The organism is Microbacterium sp. LB12 (assembly GCF_037150835.1).
Taxonomy (GTDB): Bacteria; Actinomycetota; Actinomycetes; order Actinomycetales; family Microbacteriaceae; genus Microbacterium.
The window spans coordinates 292,574-317,096 of sequence record NZ_JBBCPF010000003.1; the positions used below are offsets into that span (position 1 = coordinate 292,574).

Here is a 24,523-nt window from a genome sequence, read left to right on the forward strand (position 1 = left end):
TACGCCGCCCGGGGATCAGGACTTCGCGATCAGTCGATCGGCGGTCGTCCGCGCCCAGGTCTCCGCGTCCGCGAGCGACTCGACGGTCAACACGTCGGGGGCCTCGTGGGCGTCGACGACGCGAGCGATCGTGTCGACGATGCCGAGGAACGTGAGGCGCCCCTCGTGGAAGGCATCGACCGCCTGCTCGTTCGCGGCGTTGTAGACAGCGGGGAATGTTCCCCCCGCTCGTCCGATGGCCTTCGCCAGCGCCACCGACGGGAAGGCTTCGCTGTCCAGCGGCTCGAAGGTCCAGGACGTCGCCGTCGACCAGTCCAGGGGCTGGCCGACCCCTCCGACGCGATTCGGCCAGTCGAGACCGAGGGAGATCGGCAGGCGCATGTCGGGCGGCGAGGCCTGTGCGATCGTGGAGCCGTCGATAAACTCGACCATGGAGTGCACGATCGACTGCGGGTGCACGACGACCTCGATGTCGTCGTAGGCGATGTCGAAGAGCAGGTGGGCCTCGATCACCTCGAGGCCCTTGTTCACGAGGGTGGCCGAGTTCGTCGTGACCATCCGACCCATGTCCCACGTCGGGTGCGCCAGCGCCTCGGCGGGAGTCACCGCCGTCAGTTCCGCACGCGTGCGCCCGCGGAAGGGTCCGCCGGATGCCGTCACCACGAGTCGACGCACCTCGGCGTGGGTTCCCGCTCGCAGTGCCTGCGCGAGCGCGGAGTGCTCCGAGTCGACGGGAACGATCTGGCCGGGGGCCGCCGCGGCCAGCACGAGGTCGCCACCCACGATCAGGGATTCCTTGTTCGCGAGCGCGAGCGTCCGCCCGGCCTTCAGCGCCGCGAGCGTCGAGCCGAGCCCGATCGAGCCGGTGATGGCGTTGAGGACGACATCCGCCTCGACATCGCGGACGAGCTGCTCGGCCTCGACCGCACCGAGCGCGGTGTCCTCCACCTGGAAGTGCGCGGCCTGCTCAGCGAGCATCTCGGCATTGGAACCGGCGGCCAGACCGACCAGCTCGAAGCGACGAGGATTAGCCCTGATCACATCCAGAGCCTGGGTGCCGATGGAACCGGTGGAGCCGAGGACGATGATGCGACGCATACCGTCAGCCTAGGACACGTCCTCGGCTCCCCCGCGGCTACTGCTGAGCAGGGCTCGTGGCGAGGATGTCGACGACGAAGACCAGACTCTCCTTCTGCAGCTCGTGCCCCTCGTTCGCCCCGTAGCCGTCCGAGGGCGGCATCATGACGACCACTTGCGAGCCGACCTGCTGGCCCTCGAGCGCCTTGCGGAAACCAGCCACCACGCCAGTGGTCTGGAACTGCAGCGGCACCGCGTCGCGCGCCCAGGTCGAGTCGAACTCCTTGCCATCGGACCACTTCACCCCGAGGTACTGCACGACGACGAAGTCGCCGCTGCCCACCGTGGGGCCGTCGCCCTGCTTGAGGACCGCGACCTTCGTCTCGGTCGGGGCGTCGCCATCCGGAATGGTCACGGTCGGCTTGCCGTTGTCGTCGAGCTTGACCGTGGGCATGCCGGGGGTCGGGTCGACGGGGGTGCCGGTGGCCACCTCGGGAAGCTTCTCGACGGCCTCCGCGTAGACGACCTTGTTGGTCTGGCCGTCGCCGAACACGCTGCCCGGCAGGGAGAGCACCACCTGCGTGCCGACGGGCTCGCACTCGAGGGCGGCGATGAACAGCGACGCCTTGTTCTGGTCGAGCAGCACCGGCAGCACGCCGTTCTCGCTGCGCTCCGACGAGTCGACGACCTCGCCGGTCGAGGCATCGACGATCTTGAACATCACGGACACGAGGTCGTTCGCCACGACCTCGTCGTCACCGTCGCCCTTGGCGACCACGGTGCGCTCCACACCGGCGAACTTCGCATCGGCGGGCACCGTGACGGTCGCGGCGAGGCCTTCACCGTCGACGACCACCGCATCGGACGTCTCACCGGGCTGCGCGTCGAGCAGGCACGCACTCGACGCGGTCGGCGACGGGGTGCCGGCGCTCTCGGGCGCGCCGCCGCCGGAGCAGCCCGCGAGCAGGAGGGTCGCCGCGGCGACAGTGGACAGAACGATGAGCGGACGCGTGCGCACAGTGAGACCTCAGGATCGCGGGCAGGACACTCCATCCTGCCCCATACCCCTTTGCCCTCGCTGGGAGGCGCGGCGGAAGTCTTCATTCCCACGCTGGCATGGATCCGGGAGTAATCTGCTCTGATGACCTCCGAGCAGTCCGTCGAGCCCGAATCCTCGTCAGCAGAGGAATCCTCGTCAGAAGAGACTGCGAAGCCCCGTCATGCCGGATTCGCTTACACGCTCGGCCGCAGCCTCATCACCCCGCTCGCCCGGGTCGTGTACCGCCCCCACATCGAGGGTCGGGAGAACGTGCCGCTGAGCGGTCCCGTCATCTTCGCCAGCAACCACCTCTCGTTCATCGACTCGATCGCGATCCCGGTCGCCGCGCCCCGTCCGGTGCACTTCCTCGCGAAGTCCACGTACTTCGAGGGCACCGGTTTCCAGGGCTGGCTGAGCAAGACCTTCTTCGAGTCGATCGGGGCGATCCCCGTGCGTCGAGGCGCAGGTCAGGCCGCCCTCGATGCGCTCGATCTGCAGCGACAGCTGCTCGATGAGGGCCTTGCGGTCGCGCTGTACCCAGAGGGCACACGTTCCACGGACGGCCGCCTCTACAAGGGCCGCACGGGCGTGGCGTTCCTCGCCTTGCAGACCGGAGCGCCCGTGGTCCCGGTCGGCCTGATCGGCACCGACAAGGTGATGCCGGTCGGCGCCAAGGTCCCGACTCTCAAGGAGCGCATCACGGTGCGCTTCGGGCAGCCACTCGATCTGTCTCCACACGGACCTGCCACGAGCGGTCGCGCGCGTCGCCTGGCGACGGACGAGATCATGGCCGCGATCCACGGCCTGTCCGGTCAAGAGCTTGCGGGCGCCTACAACGAGGCTCCGGCTCAGGGCGCCATCGAGAAGATCAAGCAGGCGCTCCCCCACGAGCGCCGTTGAGTCGCCGCCCGACCACGTCGCCGCTTAGGCGAGTGCGGTGACGGTGGCTTGGTGGCGCACCGGGAAGTTCATCGAGTTCGCGATGAAGCACCACTCGTTGGCCTGCGCATGCGCGCGCTCCGCCGCCTCGATCATCGATGCCTCGGCGACGACCACCTCCGGGCGCAGCATCACCTCGACGAACGAGCCGCCTCCGGCACCGTCTTCACGCATCATGCCGGTCGCCGCGTCGCGGTAGGACACGACGACGACACCGACGGTCACACAGGCGTGCAGGTACGACAGCAGATGGCATTCGGACAGCGACGCGAGCAGGAGGTCTTCCGGGTTCCATCGGGACGGGTCGCCACGGAAGGGCTTGTCCGCTGAGGCGAGAAGCTCTGGTTTCCCGTCGATCTCGATGGTCACGTCGCGGCGGTAGTCGCGATATCCGGACGTGCCGGTGCCGGCGTTTCCGGTCCAGATCGCGGTGAGTGCGTAGTGGTGTTCACCGAGGGTGCGAGGGGTCGACGCTGCCATGCTCTCAGTCTGTCAGGCGGGTCCGACACGGCGCGAGAGCGCGCGCACCCCCGGCTAGAGTTGACGGGTGCTGGAGACTCTCACCATTCAGGATTCCGTCGAACTCGCCGTCGTCGAGCGGAGCGGATTCGTCGAATCCCGCCACGCGGGCGCGGCCGTCGTGCTCTCCCCCGATGGCGAGGTCGTCTCCCGTCACGGCAATGCCGACGCGCTGGTCCTCCCGCGTTCGAGCCTCAAGCCGCTGCAGGCCGTCGCCTGCATCACCGCCGGCGCCGTGCTCGAGGGCGAGCAGCTCGCGATCGCCACGGCGAGCCACGTGGGAACCGACCGACACGCTGCCGTCGTGCGCGACATCCTCACCGAAGGCGGGCTCACCGAAGACCACCTCGGCTGCCCTGCGGCGTGGCCGAGCGACTCCGCCACGCGGGACGAACTCGTCCGGGAGCACGGCGAACCGGCGCGGGTACGCATGAACTGCTCCGGCAAGCACGCCGCGATGCTGCGGGCGTGCGTCGCCACGGGCTGGTCGACCGAGGGCTACCTCGATCCCGCGCACCCTCTCCAGGGGCACATCCGCGATGTGATCGAGCGCCTGACGGGCGAGAAGATCGCGCACACGGCCATTGACGGCTGCGGAGCGCCGGTCTACGCGATGACGCTCATGGGCCTCGCGCGATCGATCCACCGCATCGGCACGGCATCCGATCGCTCGCCCTTCGCCCTTCATCGTGTCGCCGGATCGCTGGTGCGCGCGGTGCGCGAGAATCCGTGGACGATCGAAGGTCCCGGGCGCCCCGACACCATTGCGATCGAGAAGCTCGGTGTCTTCACCAAGCACGGTGCCGAGGGCGTCATGGTGATGGTCGCGCCGAACGGCACCACCGTCGCACTGAAGACGCTCGACGGCGCCACGCGCGCCTCCACGATCGTTGCCGCCACACTTCTCGCCCGTGCGGGGGGACTGACCGATTCCGAGGTGTCGTCCCTCGCGGACGCACTGCCGCTGGCCGTGCTGGGTGGCGGGACCGACGTCGGGGCGATCCGCCCGAGTATCGCGGTCTGACCGGCCGGACGCCACCCGATGTCGCCGCCGGCTGCGCATCAACGCGGAGCCAGTTCGGGGAGGACGACCCGTCGGGGCGACTCCGCGCCCTGGACCGACCACGCTCGGCCCGCATGGGGGCGCGCATAGGGCGGGAGTTCGCGTACTCCGACGAGTTGCCTGAGGTCGGCCTGCTGTTCGGCGCGCACCAGCACCTCCCCTGCCGCCCTGATGCGCTGCCACAGCGCCCATTGCCGCTGCCACGTCTCCGCGTCCGCCACGACGATGCACGGCACGCCGCCCGACGTCGGCTCGACCCCGGCGTGGACGACCTCGCAGCGCGGGTGCGCCTCGCGCAATTGTGCGACTACGGAACGCGCACCGGCGCTCACGACCGCCGTGACCGCACCGGAGGGCATCCACGGAGCGACGACCCCGGGCGGCGACACCTCCACGGCGTCTTCGTCCACCCACGCGAGCTGGACCTCACGATCGCCGATCCGCGCCCGTCCGGGGAGGCGGTCCCGCACGAAGGATGCCGCCTCTCCGCCCGCCGCGAGATGCTCCACCCGACTCGACATGCGCAGCAACGCGCGTCGGGGCAGCGCGTCGAGCATCCGTCCCACCGCACCCGCCGACTTGGCCGCGGTCAGGACGAAGGTCGTGTCCGGCTCGGCGCGAAGGACCTGCTCCCACCGCTGCGCGAACTGCTGGCCGTACTCGGACGGCAGACGTGAGAACAAGGCATCGACGTCATCGCCCAACACCACCGCCGGCGGCGTGGCTCGACCCGTTGCCCAGGCGGAGACGAGGTCCCAGGCCTCCTCCGCGTCATCCGGCACCCACAGCGCATCGGATCGCTGCGCGGCGATCGCTCTCAGCGCGGAGGTACGTCCAGAGCCTGCCGCGCCGAGGACGAGGAGGCCGCGATCCTTCCCGCACCGCAAGACCTCCGCCGGCTGCGACTGCCGGCCGGGATCATCCGCCCGGCCGAGCACGACCTCGACCGCTGGGTTCGGCGTCGCGCCGCCCAGTTCCGCGAGGGGGATTCGCGCGGGAAGCGGCGGGAGCCAGGGGCTGCGGGGCATTGCCTCCGTCGCCCAGCGCATCCCGATGCGACGGAGATCTGCGGCCCCGGTCAGCGCGATCCGTACCGGGACGGGTTCGTGGTCGACAGGACGCCGCACGAGCCCGAGGCCGCGCGCCTCCGCACCGCCCGGCAGCGCCGACGCGGCGTCTGTCCCGATCATGAGTCGGCTGTCGGCAGCATCGCCCACCCGCAGGCTGATACGGAGCGGACAGTTGGCGGCCAGTGCGTCACGAACCACTCCGGCGGCGCGCTGCGTACCGAGGATGAGATGCATGCCCAGTGCCCGGCCCCGGGCGGCGACATCGGTGAAGACGGCGCCGAGATCAGGATGCTCGGCGAGCAGCGCCGCGAACTCGTCCACGACGATGATGAGGCGTGGCATCGCGACGTCGCGGATGTCGCGTACCCCGGCAGCGGCGAGCACCCCCTCCCTGCGACGGAGTTCCGCGGTCAGGCTGGAGACGCCACGCCGAGCACCGTCCTCGTCGAGATCGGTGATGACGGCCGCGACCTGCCGCAGTTCGCGAAGCGGCTCGAACGCCGTGCCTCCTTTGAAGTCGGCGAGCACGAAGGCGACACGGTCCGGGCCATTCGCTGCGGCGATCGCCGAGATCCACGTGACCAGCAGTTCGCTCTTGCCCGTCCCGGTCGTGCCGGTGACGAGAGCGTGCGGTCCGTCCCCGACGATGTCCACCACGACGTCGCCGCGTGCGCTCCGGCCGATCGCGGCCGCCAGTCCCTCACCCGCGAGAGGCTGTTCCAGCTCGTGCAGCGCGACGGCGTCCGGGAGCACGTCGACATCGTCGTCGCGGTCGACGAGCTCACCTGCCATCGTGCGTGCCTGCGCGGCCGACAAGCACTCGACGGCGACCGTGCTGGACCCGTCCGGTGTGCGCAGCCGTGCGATCGCCGGTTCCACGATGTCGACGACCGTCGTGATCCCCTCGGGGACCTCAGCGTCGGCCGGAGCGAGCCAGATCAGCGCGTCGGCATCCACGCGGCCGGTCCCGGGTGCGCCAACAGCGATCCGGAGCACGTCGCGGCGCGTGCCGCCCGCATGCGGAAGCGCACCGAGACCGAGTCCCTCGAGTTCCGCGCCGACGATGGAGAGCTGCGCGGCACCGAACCGCATGCACAGCTGCGCGAGCAGTGCCCGGGCTGCGGCGTCGATGATCGGTCGCGCTCCTCGCAGACAGACCCCGCCGCCCAGCGGCACCGCGATCGGAGCCGCGCTCAGCACACCGCAGCGCTCACGAAACTCCCGCGAACGCGCATCGTCGCCTCCGGTGCACCGGATGCCGCTCGGGATGTCGCCCGCACCGATCACGACCAGGGTCCCTGCGTCCGGCGGCTGCCCCCCACGCAGAGGCGATTGCACGAGGCATGCAGCCGCGTCGGGTTGACGGAGCCACAGGGCATCACGGGCGTCGGCGTGCCTCTGCACGAGTTCCGTCTCCGCGGTGGCCCAGTCACCTTCTGCCTGCGCCTCGACCTGCCGCCGTTCACGTCGGCGATGGCGCAGGGCATCGAGCGCCGAGGCGCCGATCATCAACGGCCCGAGCGCCGCGAAGCAGGGTGCGAGCAGCGAGCCGGTGACCTGCCACAGCACGATACCTGCCGCGATCGGGACGATGGCCGCCAGAAACGGCAGTGGAGGTCTACGCGACGGAGTGGCCGGCGTCGGGAGCAGGAGGGGCAGGGATTCCATGCATCCCAGTGGACCTCACGCGCGGGTGCGAACCTCCGGTGTCCACAATCCTCGAAGGCTATGGCGTCGTATCCCCGAGTGGGGAGGAGGAGTCGCCCTCGTCGGTGATCTGCACGACGATCAGCGTCACGTTGTCACGCCCGCCGTTCTCCAGAGCGGCCGCGAGCATCGCGTCGACGGCGTCCCCCGGATCTCCGTGCTCCCGGAGGAAGTGCTGGATCCCGTAATCGGTGAGCTCCTTGGTGAGTCCATCGGAGCAGATGACGAAACGGTCCCCCGAGCGCACATCCATCGTGACGTAGTCCGGGGCCGTGAGCTCGCTCGCTCCGACTGCACGGGTGATCACGTTGCTGTACGGGTGCCCCTCTGCCTCTTCCGGGCTGAGCTTCCCTGCGGTGATCAGCTCCTGCACCACGGAGTGATCCGTGGTCACCTGCACCAGACGATCGTCACGGAGCAGATAGACGCGGGAATCACCGATGTTCAGGGCATTCCAGTGCGGCTCCTCGCCGTCACCATCGCCCGAGAGGTAGATGCCCGTGAGCGTCGTTCCGGTGCCTTCGTCCGTGGTGTCGGGGTGGTCGGCGATATCGCCGACTGCCAGCTCGAGCGCGTTCTCGATGGCCGCGTGCGTGACCTCGCCCGCGGAGACCACTGCTTGCAGTCGTGCAACCGTGCTCGTGCTCGCGATCTCGCCGCCCGCGTGACCGCCCATGCCATCGGCGACGATGAAGAGCGGGTAGTCGGCGAGGAACGCATCCTGGTTCGTCTCACGACGGCGGCCCTGGTCGGTGACACCGGCCCAGGACAGGAGCAGCGGGCGCCGCGCAACCGTGACGCGGTGCGTCTTCGTCTCAGCCACGTGCTGCCTCCGATGAGCCTGCGACGGATCGGGCGACCGCAGGGTACTCACACATCGTAGTAGAACTCCCCCGCAGCGGGTTCACACTCGTGCACCCGGATCTTCCGGCAGCGGAAACAACTCGTCGATCACTGCGAGGTCGGCGCTCTCAGGACGCCAGGCATCACCCGCCTCGGCGTTGGCCTCGACCTGGGCCGCCGACGTGGCACCCGCGATCACGCTGGAGACCGCGTCGTGCGAGAGCAACCAGCCGAAGGAGGCCTGCAGCATGGTGATGCCGCGCTCGTCGCAGAACGAGCGGAACGCGTCGAGCGCATCCCACGGAGCGTTCTCCCACACATGGCGCCGTGCCGTCATAATCCGGCTGGACGCGGGTCCGCCTTCGCGGGTGAACTTCCCGGTGAGCAGTCCGTTGTGCAGCGGGAAGTAGGGGAAGAATCCGAGACGGTAGCGCTCGACGGCGGGAAGCACTTCCCGTTCGGCGGCACGGGCGAGCAGCGAGTAATGGTTCTGCGCGGAGATGAATCGTCCGGTCGAACGCTCACGGGAGGTGAACTCCGCCTCCGCGATCTGCCAGCCGGGGAGGTTCGAGTGCCCGTAGTAGCGGATCCTGCCCTCGCGCACGAGCTCGTCGAGCGCGTCGATCGTCTCGGCGATCGGCGTCTCGGGATCGGGAAGGTGCAGCTGGTAGAGGTCGATCCAGTCCGTGCGCAGCCGCCGCAGCGACTCCTCGACTGCGCGGCGGATGTAGCGACGCGAGCCACGGGCCGCGGGGAACGCATAGCCCATGTCGCGTTCCTGACCGAACTTGGTCGCGAGCACGACGCGATCGCGACGTCCCTCGAGGGCCTCGCCCATGAGCGTCTCGCTCGCCCCGGGTTCGGCGCCGTACATGTCAGCGGTGTCGAAGAAGGTGATCCCATTGGCGAGAGCCGCGTCGATGACCTCCCTCGTGCCTGCGAGAGTATCCGTCGCCGTTCCCCCTCGACCGAAGTTGTTGCAGCCGAGGCCGGTGGACGACACGAGAAGACCGGAGGCGCCGACCCGGCGCTGCGACAAGACCATGCCTTCCACGTTAGCGGCACGCTGCATCGATGCCCACCGTGGAACAGCACAGGGCCCCCGACCGGAGTCGGGGGCCCTGTGTCAGTCGATCACGCCGGAGGCTGCGTGGGATCAGTCGGCGGTGCCGGCGGAGCGGCAGGCGGTGCCGGCGGAGCCGCGGGCGGTGCCGTCGGCGGGGCCGGCGGGGTCGTCGGCGGAGCTGCGGGCGGAGCCGGCGGCGTGGTCGGCGGGACCGGAGCACCCGTCGCCGGAGCGGCGGGGGCTGCGGGCGGGGCGTAACCGGGCTGCGCCGGCGGCGCGTAACCCTGGGGCGCCGGCGGCGCGTAACCCTGGGGCGCACCGTAGCCCTGAGGAGCGGCGGGCTTGGGCTGCACCGGGATCCCCTGCCACACCGTGTTGTCTCCGAGGAAGCCGTTGTTCGCCCACGACGCGGGCACGATGTTCGGGTTCCACCGCGACTTGTCGAACGCGTTGATACCGAGCCACACGATGCTCAGGAAGATGTAGAGGATGACCCAGACGGCGTCCTTCTGCAGCTTGAGACCGACACGCCACGCGGCGATCGCCGAGAACACGGCGAGAGCGAGCGAGAAGAGGTAACCGACACCGATCCAGCTGAGCAGCGCGGCACCGGCCACACCGTAGAGGACCAGCCACGGGCTGAGGTCGCCCAGCTTGTAGAAGATCATCAGGTTGTAGACGGGCACCCACGCGCGCCACTTGCCCTGCACGCCCGCCTTTTCGAAGACCTTCATGAGGAAGATCGACGTCAGGACATATGCGGCAAGACCGATGACGATGCTGAAGATGACGATGCCGAAGATCGCGGCAAGGTATCCCGAGTCGTAGTAGGAGTTCATGATCCCCTCCGGATCTGAATGGAGCGGACACGATTCGCGCCGCGACACAACCATAGCGGTGCGATATTCCACGGGCAACGACCGACGCGGCGCATCGTCACAAGGAAAATCGCGGTCACTCGTCGACGACGAGCTCCACGATGCCCGGTTTTCCGCCTTCGCGAAGCACGATCCCCCTCTTCTCGGCCCAGTTGCACAGGCCGCGGAGAGATCCGATGCGTGGGCGGTCCTCTGCGAGTGCGCGCACGATCAGGCCCTTGGACTTCTTGTTGAAGTGGTTGAGAGCCCTGCCGTACGTGGTGACGACACTCACGTACGCAGACGGCACCGTGTCCGGCACCGGCCCGAGTGCGACGTATGCCTCGCTGCGCAGGTCGAGCACGAACGAGGGCTCTTCTGCGGCGATCGCCGAGGTCGTCGCCTCCGCCCAATGGCGGCGGAGCGCGGGAACCCCGGGAAGCGATGTGCCCGCGGCCAGACGATACGTCGGCACGTCGTCGAGCGCGCCGATGGGGCCCAGCGGAGCGCTGTGAATCCAGACATGCGCTCCCAGCCACCGCCGAGACACCGAAGAAAGCGACGACGCATCGAGAGCGTCGAAGAGGACGCCCGTGTACCGGTCGACGGCGGGCATCGTCGGGGCGGAACGGAGCGCACGGTTGTGCGCGATATCGCCCGCCTGGCGCTCGCTCAACTTGAGAACGCGTCGCGCGGTCTGATCATCGCCGGCGAGGTCGATGAGCGCGTCGATCACAGCGTCGCGATGCGCCGTCAGCGACGGGAGCGCGAGCCCGTCGAGCGCGAGTGGAGGGTGCGAGCCGCCCTCACGCTTCGTCTCAGACGGCGGCAGCAGGATCTTCATGAAGGCCTCGGTGGATACAGACACGTCCGCCTCGGAACCCGAGGGGTACCGAGGCGGACGTGTCGAAACGGGAACCGCTCAGGCGATGAGAGCCGCGTTGCCGGCAACGATCGTCAGGGTGTCGCCTTCCATGGAGAGGAAGCCGTCCTGCGCGTTGGCCAGCACCTTGGTGCCATCCGACTGGGTGATGCGAACCTGGCCCTCGGCGAGGATGGCCAGCACCGGCTCGTGGCCGGTCATGAAGCCGATCTCACCCTCGACGGTCTTGGCGACCACCAGGCTCGCCTCTCCCGTCCAGACCTCCGCGTCAGCGGAGACGAGGCTGACATGCAGCGCCATGGTCAGCCGTTCTCCTTCTGGATCTTCGCCCACTGCTCTTCGACGTCGGAGATGCCACCGACGTTGAAGAAGGCCTGCTCGGCGACGTGGTCGAAGTCACCGCGGGTGATCGCGTCGAACGACTCGATGGTCTCCTTCAGCGGGACGGTCGAACCCTCGACACCGGTGAACTTCTTCGCCATATAGGTGTTCTGCGAGAGGAACTGCTGGATGCGACGTGCACGCGACACGACGATCTTGTCTTCCTCGGAGAGCTCGTCGACACCGAGGATCGCGATGATCTCCTGCAGCTCCTTGTTCTTCTGGAGGATCTGCTTGACCGTCGTGGCGACGCGGTAGTGGTCCTCGCCCAAGTAGCGGGGGTCCATGATGCGCGACGTCGAGGTCAGCGGGTCGATGGCCGGGTACAGACCCTTCGAGGCGATCTCACGAGAGAGCTCGGTCGTCGCGTCGAGGTGGGCGAACGTGGTCGCCGGGGCCGGGTCGGTGTAGTCATCGGCCGGGACGTAGATCGCCTGCAGCGAGGTGATCGAGTGTCCACGCGTCGAGGTGATGCGCTCCTGGAGAACACCCATCTCGTCCGCGAGGTTCGGCTGGTATCCCACGGCGGAGGGCATGCGGCCCAGCAGCGTGGAGACCTCGGAGCCGGCCTGCGTGAAGCGGAAGATGTTGTCGATGAAGAGCAGCACGTCCTGCTTCTGCACGTCACGGAAGTACTCCGCCATCGTCAGGGCCGACAGGGCAACGCGCAGACGCGTTCCCGGCGGCTCGTCCATCTGGCCGAAGACGAGGGCGGTCTTGTCGAAGACGCCCGCCTCCTCCATCTCGTGGATGAGGTCGTTGCCCTCGCGGGTGCGCTCACCGACACCGGCGAACACCGACACACCACCGTGGTCCTGCGCGACGCGCTGGATCATCTCCTGGATGAGGACGGTCTTACCGACACCGGCGCCACCGAACAGACCGATCTTTCCACCCTGGACGTAGGGGGTCAGCAGGTCGATCGACTTGATGCCGGTCTCGAACATCGTCGTCTTCGACTCGAGCTGGTCGAAGTTCGGAGCCTTGCGGTGGATCGGCCAGCGCTCGGTGACCTCGATGGTCTCGCCGGGCTCGAGGTTGAGCACCTCGCCGATGACGTTGAACACCTTGCCCTTGGTCACGTCGCCGACGGGGACCGAGATGGCCTCACCGGTGTCGCGGACCTCCTGACCGCGGACGATGCCGTCGGTCGGGTTCAGGGCGATGGCACGGACGAGGTCGTCGCCCAGGTGCTGCGCGACCTCGAGAGTGATCTCGACGGTCTCCTCGTCGACCGTGATCGACGTCTTCAGAGCGTTGTAGATGTCGGGGATCGAGTCGTGCGGGAACTCGATGTCGACAACCGGACCGTTGACGCGTGCGACGCGCCCGACGACCGCGGTCGCCGGCTGGTCAGCCGGAGCGGTGAGGGTCATTTTCGTCTCTTTCCTGATGGTCTATTTGCTCGCGAGAGCGTCGGCGCCGCCGACGATCTCGGCGATCTGCTGCGTGATCTCCGCCTGACGCGCGTTGTTGCGCAGACGGGTGTAGTCGGTGATGAGCTTGTCGGCGTTGTCGCTGGCCGACTTCATCGCCTTCTGCGTCGCTGCCTGCTTGGCGGCAGACGACTGCAGGAGGGCGTTGAAGACCCGGCTCTGGATGTACACCGGCAGGATCGCGTCGAGAACAGTCTCGGCATCCGGCTCGAACTCGTACAGCGGGTAGACGGTGCTACCGGCTTCCGACTCATCGGCTTCCGTGATCTCCAGCGGGAGCAGACGCACGGACTCCGGCGACTGCGTCATCATGCTGACGAAACGGTTGTACACGAGGTGGATCTCATCGACGCCGCCGCCCTCTCCCCCACGGGAGAACGCGTCGAGCAGCGTTGCGGAGATCTCCTCGGCGGTGTGGAACGACGGGGTGTCGGTGTCTCCGGTCCACTCCGCAGCGGCAGCGAGGCGACGGAACTGGAAGTATCCGACAGCCTTGCGACCGATGAGGTAGAACACCGGCTCCTTGCCCTGCTCGCGCAGGAGCTCCGCCACCTCGAGAGCCTCACGGAGGATCTGCGAGTTGAAGGCTCCCGCCAGACCGCGGTCCGAGGAGAAGATCACGACCGCGGAGCGGGTGATGTTCTCGGACTCGCGGGTCAGCGGGTGATCCACGTTCGAGTGCGTCGCGACGGCCGACACGGCCCTCGTCACGGCACGCGCGAAGGGAGTGGACGCCTTGACGCGTGCCATCGCCTTCTGGATGCGCGAAGCCGCGATGAGTTCCATCGCCTTCGTGATCTTCTTGGTCGTCTGAGCAGAAGAGATCTTCTGCTTGTAGACCCTGAGTTGAGCGCCCATATGTCAGTACCTCACGCGGTTACGCGCGACGACCCTTGACGATCTTCTCCTGGTTGACGTCCTCAGCCTCGGCCGCAGTGTGCTCCTCGTGGCCCGGGGCGCCGATGGCGTGGCCCTTGCCGCCCTGGAACTCCAGGATGAAGGCATCGGTCTGCTTCTCGAGCTCGGCCACCGTGTCGTCATCGAGGACGTTGGTGTCGCGGAGCGTGTCGAGGACCTTGGTGTTACGACGCAGGTAGTCCAGGAGTTCGCGCTCGAAGCGCAGAACGTCCTCGACCTCGATCGTGTCGAGCTTGCCGTTGGTTCCGGCCCAGATCGAGACGACCTGCTCCTCGACGGGGTACGGCGAGTACTGCGGCTGCTTGAGCAGCTCGGTCAGACGCGCACCGCGGGAGAGCTGACGACGCGAAGCCGCGTCGAGGTCGGATGCGAACATCGCGAACGCCTCGAGCGAGCGGTACTGAGCGAGCTCGAGCTTCAACGTACCCGAGACCTTCTTGATGGACTTGACCTGAGCGTCACCACCGACTCGGGAGACCGAGATACCCACGTCGACCGCCGGACGCTGGTTGGCGTTGAAGAGGTCGGACTGGAGGAAGATCTGGCCATCCGTGATCGAGATCACGTTGGTCGGGATGTACGCCGAGACATCGTTGGCCTTGGTCTCGATGATCGGGAGACCCGTCATGGAGCCGGCGCCGAGCTCGTCGGACAGCTTCGCGCAACGCTCGAGCAGACGCGAGTGCAGGTAGAAGACGTCACCCGGGTAGGCCTCGCGGCCCGGCGGGCGGCGCAGGAGGAGCGACACGGCGCGGTAGGCCTCGGCCTGCTTCGACAGGTCGTCGAAGATGATGAGGACGTGCTTGCCGCCGTACATCCAGTGCTGCCCGATGGCCGAACCGGTGTAGGGAGCCAGGTACTTGAAACCGGCGGGGTCGGATGCCGGAGCCGCCACGATCGTGGTGTACTCCAGGGCGCCGGCCTCCTCGAGCGCGCCCTTCACCGAGGCGATGGTCGAGCCCTTCTGGCCGATGGCGACGTAGATGCAGCGGACCTGCTTGTTGACGTCGCCCGACTCCCAGTTGGCCTTCTGGTTGATGATCGTGTCGATCGCGATGGCCGTCTTACCGGTCTGGCGGTCGCCGATGATCAACTGGCGCTGACCACGGCCCACGGGGATCATGGCGTCGATCGCCTTGATACCGGTCTGCATCGGCTCGTGCACCGACTTGCGCTGCATGACGCCGGGCGCCTGGAGCTCGAGCGCGCGGACGCTCTCGGTCGCGATCGCGCCGAGGCCGTCGATCGGGTTGCCGAGCGGGTCGACGACACGACCGAGGTAGCCGTCACCAACGGGGACCGAGAGGACCTCACCGGTGCGGGTGACCTCCTGGCCGGCCTCGATGCCGGTGAACTCGCCGAGGACGACGACACCGATCTCGTGCTCGTTGAGGCTCTGCGCGAGGCCCTTGGTGCCGTCGGCGAAGATCACGAGCTCGTTGGCCATGACGCCGGGCAGTCCCTCGACGTGAGCGATGCCGTCGGCCGCGTCGATGACGGTGCCGACCTCGGTCGCCCCGGCCGCGGAGGGCTCGTAGGCTGCGGCGAAGTCCTTCAGCGCGTCACGGATGACGTCGGGGCTGATCGATAGTTCTGCCATTGTCTTCCCTTTGTATCTGGGTGCGCGGTTCCCCGCGCGAAGTCGTATTAGCCCGCGAGCTTCTGGCGAAGGTCGGCGAGTCGTGCGGAGATGCTGCCGTCGATGACGTCATCGGCGATCTGCACGCGCAGACCTCCGACGACGGCAGGGTCGATGACGACGTTGAGGGATACCTGACCGTCGTAGCGACGCGAGAGCGAGTCGCTGAGACGGGTGCGCTGCGCGTCGGTGAGAGCCGCCGCGGTGTGCACCGTGGCGACCACGCGTCCCCGCTGGCTCGAGACGATGGTCATCGCCCGGTCCAGCAGTCGACGGACGCGGCGCTCACGCGGCTGTCGCACCAGCGACGTGATGATCAGCTTCGCGGCGTCGCTCGAGGAGCCGTCCGCCAGGAGACGCTCGACGAGCGCACCCTTGGCGTCTTCTCCGCCGAGGCGTCCACCCAGAGCGAGTTCGAGGTCGGGGTTGGCGGCGATCACCCGGGAGAAGCCGAACAGCTCCGCCTCGATGTCCGCTGCAGGCTCTGCGGCCGCGGCAGCGCGGATAGCAAGCTCCTCGATGCCGTCGACCAGCTCGCCTGCGTTCGACCAGCGCTCCGCGACGGCCGTCTTCAGGACGCCCTGGGCGCCTGCGGAGAACCCGCCGAACACCGCGGCGACGACATTCTGTCGCGCCTCGGCCGGAGCGGAAGGGTCAGCAAGCGCGCCGCTCAGCTGGGACGACTCGCTCACGGCACGTGCGGCAGCGAAGAGCTCCCGCGTAGTGTCGAGCGAGACGTCCTTCGCTGCGGCAAGCGTCTTGATGGATGCCGCGAGTGCCTGAGTGGTCGCGCTGCCCATTACTGAGCCGCCTTCTCGGATGCCTCGAGCTCGGCGAGGAAGCGGTCGACGACCGCTGCCGCACGCGCATCGTCGGAGAGCGTCTCGCCGACCACGCCGCCGGCAAGGTCGAGGGCAAGGTTTCCGACCTCGCTGCGCAGCGAGACGAGAGCGGTCTGACGCTCGGCCTCGATCTGCGTGTGCGCGGTTGCGGTGATGCGCGCGGCCTCGGTGGTCGCGGCATCCTTCGCCTCGGCGACGATCTTCTTGCCGTCCTCACGGGCGGCCTCGCGGATCTCGCCGGCCTCGGTACGCGCCTCAGCGAGCTGACGCGTGTACTCCTCGAGTGCCGCCTCCGCCTGCTTCTGCGCCTCGTCGGCCTTGGCGATGTTGCCCTCGATGGCGGCGGACCGCTCGTCGAGCATCTTCGTCAGGCGAGGAAGTGCGACCTTCCACACGACGCCGAGGATGATGAGGAACCAGAAGCCCGACCAGATGATGTCGTACCACGCGGGGATGAGCGGGTTGTTGACCGCACCCTCCTCAGCCGCGAGGTTCGTGACAAGAGCGTTCAGCATCCTGTCTCCTTCAGAAGTCGGTATGGATTACGGGAAGGGGATGAATCCGACGGCGATGCCGACGAATGCAAGCGCCTCGGTGAAGGCGATACCGATCCACATGAGGACCTGGAGACGGCCGGCCAGCTCGGGCTGACGAGCGACGCCCTCGATGGTCTTGCCGACGACGATGCCCACACCGATGGCCGGGCCGATCGCTGCAAGGCCGTAGCCGACCACCGCGAGGTTGCCGTTGATTTCAGCGAGAACCGTAGTTGCGTCCACGGGTTTTTCCTTTCGTTGGGTGGGAAGGCAGTGTTGCCGACCCGCTCAGTGCTCTTCTGCGACCGCGAGCTGGATGTAGACCGCGGTGAGGACAGTGAAGACGTATGCCTGGAGAACGGCGACCAGAACCTCGAAGAGGGTGAAGGCGCCGCCGAAGGCGAGGGTTCCGACACCGAGCGCGGCCCAGCCGCCGCCTGCGGTGAAGAAGAAGAACTGGGTCGCTGCGAAGCAGAGGACCAGGATCATGTGGCCGACGACGAGGTTCATCAGCAGTCGCAGGGTGAGAGTCACCGGGCGGATGATGAAGGTCGAGATCAGCTCGATCGGCGTGACGATGAAGTACACCGGCCACGGCACACCGGCCGGGAACAGAGAGTTCTTGAAGAAGTTCTTCGGGCTCTTCTTGATACCGGCGTAGATGAAGGTCACGTAGCTGACGACAGCCAGTGTGAGCGGCACGGCGATGATCGCCGTTCCCGGCATGTTGAGGAACGGGATGATGCCGGTGATGTTCATGAACAGCGTCATGAAGAAGATCGTCATCAGGATCGGAAGGAACCGATCCCCGTCCTTGCGTCCGAGCAGGTCGTGGGCGATGCCGCCGCGCACGAAGCCCATGCCCATCTCCACGAGGCTCTGGAAACGGCCGGGAACGACCTTCATGCGGCGGGTGCCGAGCCAGAGGATCAGCACCACGGCGATCACGGAGAGCAACTGGATCAGGTGGATCCGGTTCACCGGGATGGGTCCGACGTGGAAGAGGATCTCCGGGAAGAACTCATCGATCGAAGGGCCGTGGAACTCACCGTCGGAGGCAAGTCGGGGGGTCAGGGTCGCAGCGAGATTAAACAGCGCGGGCTCCAGCTTCGGGGCACCGGTCAGAACCGGGGCGACGATGGTCGGTGTGCTTCACAGCGCAAGCGCTCGCGATCGAGCGGCGGGCACATGTCAACACTATCAGAATCTGAGGGTCCCCTAAGACCGCGGGCCGCCCTCGACGGGTCCGCCGTCGATGTGATTGGCCGCACCGGGGGCGCGGTCCTCGGGCACCTCGGTCGGGAGCGTGGTGTCGCTGACATTCGGCAGCCGCATGCGGGTGAGCACGATCACGTCGATCGCGAGCGACATCAGCACGCCCGCCACGATCGAGAGGAAGAACACCATCGGCTGCAACCAGGGCTGACCGGCGAGCAGGATCATCACCACGACGAAGACACCCAGCTTCAGCAACCACCCGCCGAGGACGATCGCGAAGAAGAGCTGCACGTACAGCGGATCCCCGAACCAACGGTTGGCGATCAGGATGCTGAGTCCGGTGATGCCGAGGAAGACCGCGGAGAGCAGCACTCCGAGGAGACCGCTGACGAGCCCCTCCCCCTGCGCGACGGCATACCCGATACCACCGGCCACGACGGCCAGGACCGCCGTCGCCACCGCCGACCAGATGAGGGTGCGACGCAGGATCGGCGTGCTGGAAACGGGACTCGGACTCATCAGGACTCCACGGGGGTCGGGTCGGGCTCGGCGTCCGCTGCGGCTCTTCTGCGGCGGGTGGGACTCAGGGTGATGACGAGGCAGGCGACGATGCCCACCACGCCGAAGCCGACGCCGGGCAGATACTGGCCCGGCCAGTCGTTGCGCGCACCGACGTACATCAGCAGGACGGCGAGAGAGATCACCGCGGTCCACGCATAGAAGATCAGCACGGCGTCGCGATCGCGGTGGCCGAGATCGAGCATGCGGTGATGCAGGTGCTTGCGGTCCGGCGAGAACGGCGACCGGCCCGCACTCATCCGACGCAGCACCGCGAGCCCGAAGTCCAGCAACGGCAGCAGCACGACGAGCAGCGGCAGCAGGATGGGCAGGAAGGCTCCAACCAGCTGGGAGCGGCCGAGGCGTTCGGGATCGAGGGCGGACGGATCCATCTGGCCGGTGATCGCGATCGCCGACGTGGCCATGAGCAGACCCATCACCAGGGCTCCGGAATCACCCATGAACAGTTTCGCCGGACTCCAGTTCAGCGGCAGGAAGCCGAGGCAGGCACCGATGAGCACCGCGGCGAGGAAGGTGGAGAGGTTGAAGTAGTTGGATGCTCCGGAGTCGCGCGTGAAGATGTACGAGTAGGCGAAGAACACGCCGTTCGAGATCAGGCACACCCCGGCGACGAGGCCGTCGAGACCATCGATGAAGTTCACGGCGTTCATGACGATCACGATCGCGAACATCGTGATCGTGATGCTCAGCCAGCTGGAGACCACGACCAGGTCGCCGATCGGCAACGACAGGATCTGCAGACCGCCGCCGACCGTGATGACACCGGCGGCCAGGAACTGCGCCCCGAGCTTGATCATCCAGTCGATGTCCCATAGATCGTCGACGACGCCGATGATCGCGATCAGCAGGGAGGCGCCGAGGATCGACCACATGGTCTGCGGAGGGATCCAGATGCTCTGGAAGAACGGGTTCACCGCCGAGAAGCCGAAGGCGGCGGCGATGCCGAGGAAGATCGCGACACCGCCCAGGCGCGGCGTGGGCGTGGTGTGCACGTCGCGGTCGCGGATCGCGGGGTAGAGCTTGAACCGAAGGCTCAGCTTCCAGACCGCCCAGGTCAGTGCGAACGTGATCGCGGCGGTGAGGATGATCGCGAAGAGATACTGCTTCACGAATCCCCGTCCTGCTCCCCCGCATGCGTGTGCTCGTCGGGCGTCTCCTCCGGCTCGAGCAGATCGCCGAGCACCCCCTGGAGCTGTTCGCGGGACACCGCCCCCTCGCGGAGGACGCGCACGAGACCCGGCTCCGAGTCGCCCCGCCGCACCAGAGATGTGGCGTCGACGATCGTGGACGCGATGCCGTCTTTGCTCATCCCGCCGTCGAGATACACGGCCACGCTGTCGCCGAGCATCTTCTCGGCGTCGTGCGCCGAGATGGCCGCGGCCTTGCCCGTGAGATTGGCGCTGGACACCGCGAGCGGACCGGTCTCGGCGAGCAGCTCCAGCGCGACCCGCCCCTCCGGCATCCGGACGGCGACCGTGCCGAGCGTCTCACCCAGGTCCCACACCAGCGACGGCTGTGCGGGAAGGACGATCGTGAGCCCGCCGGGCCAGAATGCATCGACCAGGCGCTGCACCGGCTCGGGAACCGACTCCGCCAGCGCGGCGAGCGTCTCCTTCGTGCCGATCAGCACGGGCGGCGGCTGATCACGTCCACGCCCCTTGGCATCGAGGAGTCGCTGGACGGCGGCCGGGGAGAAGGCGTCGGCGGCGACACCGTACACGGTGTCGGTGGGCATCACGATGAGGTCGCCACGGCCGATCGCCTGGCGCGCATGGCGCATGCCGGCGAGCAGCTGCGACTCATCGCTGCAGTCGAAGATGGGTGACATGACGGTTCGATTCTATGCGGCGCAGGCTCTGTGCATGCTCGGAGGCCGCTGATCAGGGCCGGAGCGCCGTGGTGCTGCGATCGCGCAGGGTGAGGTCACGATGCGTCGCCGCCGCGCGCCAGCCGTCGGCCGTGAGGATGTCCCTGATCGACTCGCCCTGCAGCTCGCCATGCTCGATCACGAGCAGCCCGCCTGGACGCAGCAGCCGCAGCGCCCGCGAACTGAGCACCCGCACGATGTCGAGGCCGTCATCTCCTCCGTAGAGCGCCATCGCCGGGTCGAACAGCCGCACCTCGGGGTCGCGCGGGATCGCGGCATCCGGCACGTACGGCGGGTTCGAGATGACGACCGACGCCGTGCCGTCCAGTTCGGGGAACGCCTCGGCCAGGTCTGACAGCACCAGCGTGAGGTTCTCGACCCCTGCCACGTTCCGACGGGCCCAGGCATGTGCGTCCTCTGAGAGCTCGGCGGCGAACACCCGGGCATGCGGAACCTCGGTGGCCATCGCCAGGGCGATCGCGCCACTGCCCGTGCCGAGATCGACCCCGATCGGCGCGGGCTCGGCGGAGTTCAGCAACGCGTCGATCGCATACTGCACGACCGTCTCCGTCTCCGGACGCGGCACGAAGACACCCGGCCCGACCGCGAGCTCGAGGTGTCGGAAAGGTGCGGTCCCGGTAATGTGCTGCAGGGGCTCGCGCGCGGCACGGCGAGCGACCACCAGGTCCAGCGCTGCCTCCGTCACCTCATCGATCACGTCACCGCGGATGATCGCCGCCTGCACCTCGCCGCGGCGGAGGTCGGCGACATGACCGGCGAGCAACTCGGCATCGATCAGCGGATCCGGTACTCCGGCATCGGCCAGGCGCTGAGCGGCGGCGCGGACGACCGCTGCGAGGGAGGAGTCAGACATGGGTTCCAGCGTAGAGTGCACGCAGCTGTCACAAAGCCTCCCTCATAGGCAGGCTCCCCTAGGCTTGTCCGGCAGCGACCCCCGCACAGGAAGGCTTCCCATGCCCGGTATCCACTCCGACATCACGACCGCTTTCGGCAACACGCCGCTCGTCCGCCTGAACCGGGTGACCGAAGGCCTCGGAGCCACCGTCCTCGCCAAGCTCGAGTTCTACAACCCGGCCTCCAGCGTCAAGGACCGCATCGGGATCGCCATGATCAACGCGGCAGAGGCGTCGGGCGAGCTCACCGCGGGCGGAACGATCGTGGAATCCACCAGCGGGAACACCGGCATCGCTCTCGCGATGGTCGGCGCCGCACGGGGCTACCGGGTGATCCTGACGATGCCCGCCTCGATGTCGAAGGAGCGGCGCGTCCTGCTGAAGGCGTTCGGTGCCGAGATCGTGCTCACCGACCCCACGAAGGGCATGAGCGGCGCGATCGAGGAGACCAAGCGCATCGTCGCCGAGACCCCTGGGGCCATCTGGATCCGTCAGTTCGAGAACGCCGCCAACCCGCAGATCCACCGCGAGACCACCGCACAGGAGATCCTCCGCGACACCGACGGCGCGGTCGACATCCTCGTCGCCGGCGTCGGCACCGGCGGCACCGTGACCGGAACGGGCCAGGCGCTCAAGGCCGCCAAGCCGAGCGTGCAGGTGATCGCCGTCGAGCCCAAGGACTCCCCTGTGCTCACGGAGGGCCACCCCGGCCCGCACAAGATCCAGGGCATCGGACCGAACTTCGTCCCCGACGTGCTCGACCGCGACGTGCTCGACGAGATCATCACCGCCGAGTTCGAGGAGTCGCTGCGCGTCGCACGCGACCTCGCCGCCAAGGAAGGGCTGCTCGTCGGCATGTCGTCGGGCGCCGCGGTCTCGGCAGCGCTCAAGGTCGCCGCCCGTCCCGAGAACGCCGGCAAGACGATCGTCGTCGTGATCCCCGACACCGGTGAGCGCTACCTCTCCACCGCGCTGTTCGAGGATCTGCGCGACGTCTGAGTCCGTCGATGGGCATGATCGGGCGAATGCGCGAGGACATCGCAGCAGCCCGCCTCCGGGATCCGGCCGCGCGCAGCGCCGCCGAGGTCGCACTGCTGTACCCCGGCCTGCACGCCATCTGGGCGCACCGGGTGTCGCACGCGCTCTGGCGGCGACGACTGCGCCTGCTCGCACGAGCCGGCTCGCAGATCTCGCGCTGGCTCACCGGAATCGAGATCCACCCCGGAGCGCGGATCGGCCGACGCTTCTTCATCGACCACGGCATGGGTGTCGTCATCGGCGAGACTGCCGTCGTGGGCGACGACGTGATGCTCTACCACGGTGTCACGCTCGGCGGCCGCACCAGGACCTCCGGCAAGCGCCACCCCACGCTCGGCGACGGCGTCGCCGTCGGGGCCGGGGCGAAGATCCTCGGACCCATCACGATCGGAGCAGGGTCGGTGGTCGGCGCCAACGCCGTCGTGACCCGGGACGCCCCCGCGGACAGCATCCTGGTCGGCGTGCCGGCGAAGCCGCGGCAACGCACGGTCGGCGAGGACACCCGGGCTCTGCTCACCGCTCCCGACTACGCCATCTGAGGAACAATCGGCCGCGCGTGCGGCCTACTTTCGCGCGGTCTTGACCGCGTCGACCTTCTTGCGCAGGAAGATCAGCGGCAGCAGCACGCTGCCCAGCGCCGTGATCAGCCACACGATCACCGACCCGAGCAGCCAGCCGGTCAGATCGGTGATGCGCAGACCGCCGATGGGCAGCAGCACCACGATGATCAGCGAGATCAGCGTCGAGAAGATCCCGATGCCACCCATCAGCACCGGCGCGTAGCGGTTGGCCATCTTGCCGACCCACGGCGCGAGCACGCTCTGCAGGATCGCGAAGATGAGGATGCAGATGACGAAGCCCCACCACTTGTCCCACTCGATCTGGAAACCCTCGAGCAGGAGGTCGGCGGCGATCAGACCGAGACCGGCCGATACGACGTACATGATGCCGCGGAAGAGGAGTGTGATCACGGCCCGAGCCTAGCGGTCGGAGCACCTCTCACGCGTCAGGAGTCGGAACCGACCGCAGCGAGCCGCGCCTCTTCGTCGGCGGTGATCGCGCTCTCGATGAGCGGGTCGAGTGCCCCGTCCATCACCTGGTCGAGGTTGTACGCCTTGAAGCCGGTGCGGTGATCCGCGATCCGGTTCTCCGGGAAGTTGTACGTGCGGATGCGCTCCGAACGATCCATCCCGCGGATCTGCGACTTGCGCGCATCCGACGCCGCCGCATCGAGCTCCTCCTGCTGACGCGCCAGGAGGCGTGCACGGAGGACGCGCATACCCGCCTCGCGGTTCTGCAGCTGCGACTTCTCGTTCTGCATCGAGACGACGATCCCGGTGGGCACGTGGGTGATCCGCACCGCGGAGTCGGTGGTGTTCACGGACTGCCCTCCCGGACCGGAAGAGCGGAAGACGTCGATCTTGAGGTCGTTCGGATCGATGTGGATCTCCTCGGGCTCATCGACCTCGGGGAAGACCAGAACACCGGTCGTCGACGTGTGGATGCGGCCCTGCGACTCGGTGGCCGGCACGCGCTGCACGCGGTGCACGCCGCCCTCGTACTTGAGGTGCGCCCAGACACCCTGGGACGGATCGGACGACGATCCCTTGATCGCGACCTGCACGTCCTTATAGCCGCCGAGATCGGACTCGTTGCGCTCGAGAAGCTCGGTCTTCCAGCCCTTGGACGCCGCGTACTGGATGTACATGCGCAGCAGGTCGGCGGCGAACAGTGCGGACTCCGCACCGCCCTCCCCCGCCTTGATCTCCATGATCACGTCGCGCGCGTCATCAGGGTCTCGCGGGATCAGCAGTCGCCGCAGTCGCTCCTGAGCGGCCTGCAGCTCCTCCTCCATCGCCGGGATCTCGGCGGCGATCGACTCGTCCTCACGGGCGAACTCGCGTGCGGTCTCCAGGTCGTCGGTCGCCGCGATCCAGGCGTCGTATGCCGCGACGATACGAGACAGTTCCGCGTAGCGACGGTTGACCCGCTTCGCGCGGGCGGCATCGGCGTGCACCGCCGGGTCGGAGAGCTCCTCCTGCACCCGGCGATGCTCGTCGATCAGAGTCTGGACGGACTCGAACACGTCAGC

Annotated in this window: 26 protein-coding genes; 4 read left to right on the forward strand and 22 right to left on the reverse strand. The window is 67.9% G+C overall.

The annotated features are described in order from the left end of the window. Positions 1–15: 15 nt before the first annotated feature. Both dxr and WFM69_RS08400 read right to left on the reverse strand, forming a co-directional pair. The gene (gene dxr, locus WFM69_RS08395) at positions 16–1,098 is read right to left on the reverse strand and encodes a 1-deoxy-D-xylulose-5-phosphate reductoisomerase (RefSeq protein WP_337003565.1); all 1,083 of its coding nucleotides are present in this window, start codon (positions 1,096–1,098) and stop codon (positions 16–18) included. 37 nt (positions 1,099–1,135) lie between these two features. After that, a complete protein-coding gene (locus tag WFM69_RS08400) occupies positions 1,136–2,095 on the reverse strand; it encodes an FKBP-type peptidyl-prolyl cis-trans isomerase (protein WP_337003567.1) in 960 nt (319 codons plus the stop codon). A gap of 123 nt (positions 2,096–2,218) precedes the next feature. Between WFM69_RS08400 and WFM69_RS08405 the strand changes: the two genes are divergently transcribed. Beyond that, positions 2,219–3,016 (forward strand): lysophospholipid acyltransferase family protein, encoded by a 798-nt coding sequence (locus WFM69_RS08405; protein WP_337003569.1) that lies wholly within the window; start codon positions 2,219–2,221, stop codon positions 3,014–3,016. A gap of 24 nt (positions 3,017–3,040) precedes the next feature. Here the strand turns inward: WFM69_RS08405 and WFM69_RS08410 are convergent, their stop codons facing one another. Then, positions 3,041–3,535 carry an OsmC family protein gene (locus WFM69_RS08410; protein WP_337003570.1) on the reverse strand — a complete coding sequence of 165 codons (495 nt, stop codon included), beginning with the start codon at positions 3,533–3,535 and terminating at the stop codon, positions 3,041–3,043. Positions 3,536–3,602: 67 nt separating this feature from the next. On the opposite strand from WFM69_RS08410, the gene WFM69_RS08415 reads away from it, so the two are divergent. Then, positions 3,603–4,598, forward strand: a complete 996-nt coding sequence (locus tag WFM69_RS08415; protein WP_337003571.1) for an asparaginase — start codon at positions 3,603–3,605, stop codon at positions 4,596–4,598. Positions 4,599–4,636: 38 nt separating this feature from the next. Here WFM69_RS08415 and WFM69_RS08420 read toward each other — a convergent pair whose 3' ends face one another. The 17 genes from WFM69_RS08420 to prmC all read right to left on the reverse strand — a co-directional run bounded on the left by WFM69_RS08420 (position 4,637) and on the right by prmC (position 21,353). Then, positions 4,637–7,375, reverse strand: coding sequence for an FtsK/SpoIIIE domain-containing protein (locus WFM69_RS08420; RefSeq protein WP_337003572.1), 2,739 nt, complete (start codon positions 7,373–7,375; stop codon positions 4,637–4,639). A gap of 58 nt (positions 7,376–7,433) precedes the next feature. Then, a complete protein-coding gene (locus WFM69_RS08425) occupies positions 7,434–8,237 on the reverse strand; it encodes a PP2C family protein-serine/threonine phosphatase (protein WP_337003573.1) in 804 nt (267 codons plus the stop codon). A gap of 81 nt (positions 8,238–8,318) precedes the next feature. Continuing rightward, complete coding sequence (locus tag WFM69_RS08430) at positions 8,319–9,302, reverse strand: aldo/keto reductase (RefSeq protein WP_337003574.1); 984 nt, start codon at positions 9,300–9,302, stop codon at positions 8,319–8,321. 89 nt (positions 9,303–9,391) lie between these two features. Next, entirely contained in the window at positions 9,392–10,162 is a 771-nt protein-coding gene (locus WFM69_RS08435) for a large exoprotein (protein WP_337003575.1), read from the reverse strand. 115 nt (positions 10,163–10,277) lie between these two features. Then, complete coding sequence (locus WFM69_RS08440; RefSeq protein WP_337003655.1) at positions 10,278–11,024, reverse strand: YaaA family protein; 747 nt, start codon at positions 11,022–11,024, stop codon at positions 10,278–10,280. A gap of 78 nt (positions 11,025–11,102) precedes the next feature. Next, positions 11,103–11,363 carry a F0F1 ATP synthase subunit epsilon gene (locus tag WFM69_RS08445; protein ID WP_017830988.1) on the reverse strand — a complete coding sequence of 87 codons (261 nt, stop codon included), beginning with the start codon at positions 11,361–11,363 and terminating at the stop codon, positions 11,103–11,105. Positions 11,364–11,365: 2 nt separating this feature from the next. Then, complete coding sequence (gene atpD / locus WFM69_RS08450; protein ID WP_337003576.1) at positions 11,366–12,820, reverse strand: F0F1 ATP synthase subunit beta; 1,455 nt, start codon at positions 12,818–12,820, stop codon at positions 11,366–11,368. 21 nt (positions 12,821–12,841) lie between these two features. Continuing rightward, positions 12,842–13,738: a F0F1 ATP synthase subunit gamma gene (locus WFM69_RS08455; protein ID WP_337003577.1), complete on the reverse strand. Its 897-nt coding sequence runs from the start codon at positions 13,736–13,738 to the stop codon at positions 12,842–12,844. 19 nt (positions 13,739–13,757) lie between these two features. Continuing rightward, positions 13,758–15,398, reverse strand: a complete 1,641-nt coding sequence (gene atpA / locus WFM69_RS08460; RefSeq protein WP_337003578.1) for a F0F1 ATP synthase subunit alpha — start codon at positions 15,396–15,398, stop codon at positions 13,758–13,760. Between the two features lie 47 nt (positions 15,399–15,445). Continuing rightward, on the reverse strand, positions 15,446–16,237 hold the full coding sequence (locus WFM69_RS08465) for a F0F1 ATP synthase subunit delta (RefSeq protein WP_337003579.1): 792 nt from the start codon (positions 16,235–16,237) through the stop codon (positions 15,446–15,448). Further along, positions 16,237–16,794, reverse strand: coding sequence for a F0F1 ATP synthase subunit B (locus WFM69_RS08470; protein ID WP_337003581.1), 558 nt, complete (start codon positions 16,792–16,794; stop codon positions 16,237–16,239). The genes WFM69_RS08465 and WFM69_RS08470 overlap by 1 nt, the downstream gene beginning before the upstream one ends. 27 nt (positions 16,795–16,821) lie before the next feature. Continuing rightward, on the reverse strand, positions 16,822–17,058 hold the full coding sequence (gene atpE, locus WFM69_RS08475) for an ATP synthase F0 subunit C (protein ID WP_337003583.1): 237 nt from the start codon (positions 17,056–17,058) through the stop codon (positions 16,822–16,824). Between the two features lie 45 nt (positions 17,059–17,103). Then, a complete protein-coding gene (gene atpB, locus WFM69_RS08480; RefSeq protein ID WP_442928414.1) occupies positions 17,104–17,889 on the reverse strand; it encodes a F0F1 ATP synthase subunit A in 786 nt (261 codons plus the stop codon). A 144-nt stretch (positions 17,890–18,033) separates the two neighbouring features. Next, positions 18,034–18,552, reverse strand: coding sequence for a hypothetical protein (locus WFM69_RS08485; protein ID WP_337003585.1), 519 nt, complete (start codon positions 18,550–18,552; stop codon positions 18,034–18,036). Next, the gene (locus WFM69_RS08490; protein WP_337003587.1) at positions 18,552–19,721 is read right to left on the reverse strand and encodes an MraY family glycosyltransferase; all 1,170 of its coding nucleotides are present in this window, start codon (positions 19,719–19,721) and stop codon (positions 18,552–18,554) included. The genes WFM69_RS08485 and WFM69_RS08490 overlap by 1 nt, the downstream gene beginning before the upstream one ends. Beyond that, complete coding sequence (locus tag WFM69_RS08495) at positions 19,718–20,440, reverse strand: L-threonylcarbamoyladenylate synthase (RefSeq protein ID WP_337003589.1); 723 nt, start codon at positions 20,438–20,440, stop codon at positions 19,718–19,720. The genes WFM69_RS08490 and WFM69_RS08495 overlap by 4 nt, the downstream gene beginning before the upstream one ends. A gap of 52 nt (positions 20,441–20,492) precedes the next feature. After that, a complete protein-coding gene (prmC, locus tag WFM69_RS08500; RefSeq protein ID WP_337003591.1) occupies positions 20,493–21,353 on the reverse strand; it encodes a peptide chain release factor N(5)-glutamine methyltransferase in 861 nt (286 codons plus the stop codon). A 100-nt stretch (positions 21,354–21,453) separates the two neighbouring features. Here prmC and cysK point away from each other — a divergent pair, with 100 nt between their 5' ends. Beyond that, on the forward strand, positions 21,454–22,392 hold the full coding sequence (cysK, locus tag WFM69_RS08505; RefSeq protein ID WP_337003593.1) for a cysteine synthase A: 939 nt from the start codon (positions 21,454–21,456) through the stop codon (positions 22,390–22,392). An 8-nt stretch (positions 22,393–22,400) separates the two neighbouring features. Further along, complete coding sequence (gene epsC / locus WFM69_RS08510) at positions 22,401–22,970, forward strand: serine O-acetyltransferase EpsC (protein WP_337003595.1); 570 nt, start codon at positions 22,401–22,403, stop codon at positions 22,968–22,970. A gap of 24 nt (positions 22,971–22,994) precedes the next feature. Here the strand turns inward: epsC and WFM69_RS08515 are convergent, their stop codons facing one another. Then, on the reverse strand, positions 22,995–23,402 hold the full coding sequence (locus WFM69_RS08515; protein WP_337003597.1) for a hypothetical protein: 408 nt from the start codon (positions 23,400–23,402) through the stop codon (positions 22,995–22,997). A gap of 35 nt (positions 23,403–23,437) precedes the next feature. Beyond that, positions 23,438–24,517 (reverse strand): peptide chain release factor 1, encoded by a 1,080-nt coding sequence (gene prfA, locus WFM69_RS08520; protein WP_337003599.1) that lies wholly within the window; start codon positions 24,515–24,517, stop codon positions 23,438–23,440. Positions 24,518–24,523: the final 6 nt, after the last annotated feature.

Excerpts from the sequence above, each read along its gene's own strand:
- dxr (WP_337003565.1), bottom strand. The coding sequence starts at position 1,098 with ATGCGTCGCATCATCGTCCTCGGCTCCACCGGTTCCATCGGCACCCAG.
- WFM69_RS08405 (WP_337003569.1), top strand. The coding sequence starts at position 2,219 with ATGACCTCCGAGCAGTCCGTCGAGCCCGAATCCTCGTCAGCAGAGGAA.
- WFM69_RS08410 (WP_337003570.1), bottom strand. The coding sequence starts at position 3,535 with ATGGCAGCGTCGACCCCTCGCACCCTCGGTGAACACCACTACGCACTC.
- WFM69_RS08420 (WP_337003572.1), bottom strand. The coding sequence starts at position 7,375 with ATGGAATCCCTGCCCCTCCTGCTCCCGACGCCGGCCACTCCGTCGCGT.
- WFM69_RS08430 (WP_337003574.1), bottom strand. The coding sequence starts at position 9,302 with ATGGTCTTGTCGCAGCGCCGGGTCGGCGCCTCCGGTCTTCTCGTGTCG.
- WFM69_RS08435 (WP_337003575.1), bottom strand. The coding sequence starts at position 10,162 with ATGAACTCCTACTACGACTCGGGATACCTTGCCGCGATCTTCGGCATC.
- WFM69_RS08440 (WP_337003655.1), bottom strand. The coding sequence starts at position 11,024 with ATGAAGATCCTGCTGCCGCCGTCTGAGACGAAGCGTGAGGGCGGCTCG.
- WFM69_RS08445 (WP_017830988.1), bottom strand. The coding sequence starts at position 11,363 with ATGGCGCTGCATGTCAGCCTCGTCTCCGCTGACGCGGAGGTCTGGACG.
- atpD (WP_337003576.1), bottom strand. The coding sequence starts at position 12,820 with ATGACCCTCACCGCTCCGGCTGACCAGCCGGCGACCGCGGTCGTCGGG.
- WFM69_RS08455 (WP_337003577.1), bottom strand. The coding sequence starts at position 13,738 with ATGGGCGCTCAACTCAGGGTCTACAAGCAGAAGATCTCTTCTGCTCAG.
- atpA (WP_337003578.1), bottom strand. The coding sequence starts at position 15,398 with ATGGCAGAACTATCGATCAGCCCCGACGTCATCCGTGACGCGCTGAAG.
- WFM69_RS08465 (WP_337003579.1), bottom strand. The coding sequence starts at position 16,237 with ATGGGCAGCGCGACCACTCAGGCACTCGCGGCATCCATCAAGACGCTT.
- WFM69_RS08470 (WP_337003581.1), bottom strand. The coding sequence starts at position 16,794 with ATGCTGAACGCTCTTGTCACGAACCTCGCGGCTGAGGAGGGTGCGGTC.
- WFM69_RS08485 (WP_337003585.1), bottom strand. The coding sequence starts at position 18,552 with ATGAGTCCGAGTCCCGTTTCCAGCACGCCGATCCTGCGTCGCACCCTC.
- WFM69_RS08495 (WP_337003589.1), bottom strand. The coding sequence starts at position 20,440 with ATGTCACCCATCTTCGACTGCAGCGATGAGTCGCAGCTGCTCGCCGGC.
- prmC (WP_337003591.1), bottom strand. The coding sequence starts at position 21,353 with ATGTCTGACTCCTCCCTCGCAGCGGTCGTCCGCGCCGCCGCTCAGCGC.
- cysK (WP_337003593.1), top strand. The coding sequence starts at position 21,454 with ATGCCCGGTATCCACTCCGACATCACGACCGCTTTCGGCAACACGCCG.
- epsC (WP_337003595.1), top strand. The coding sequence starts at position 22,401 with ATGGGCATGATCGGGCGAATGCGCGAGGACATCGCAGCAGCCCGCCTC.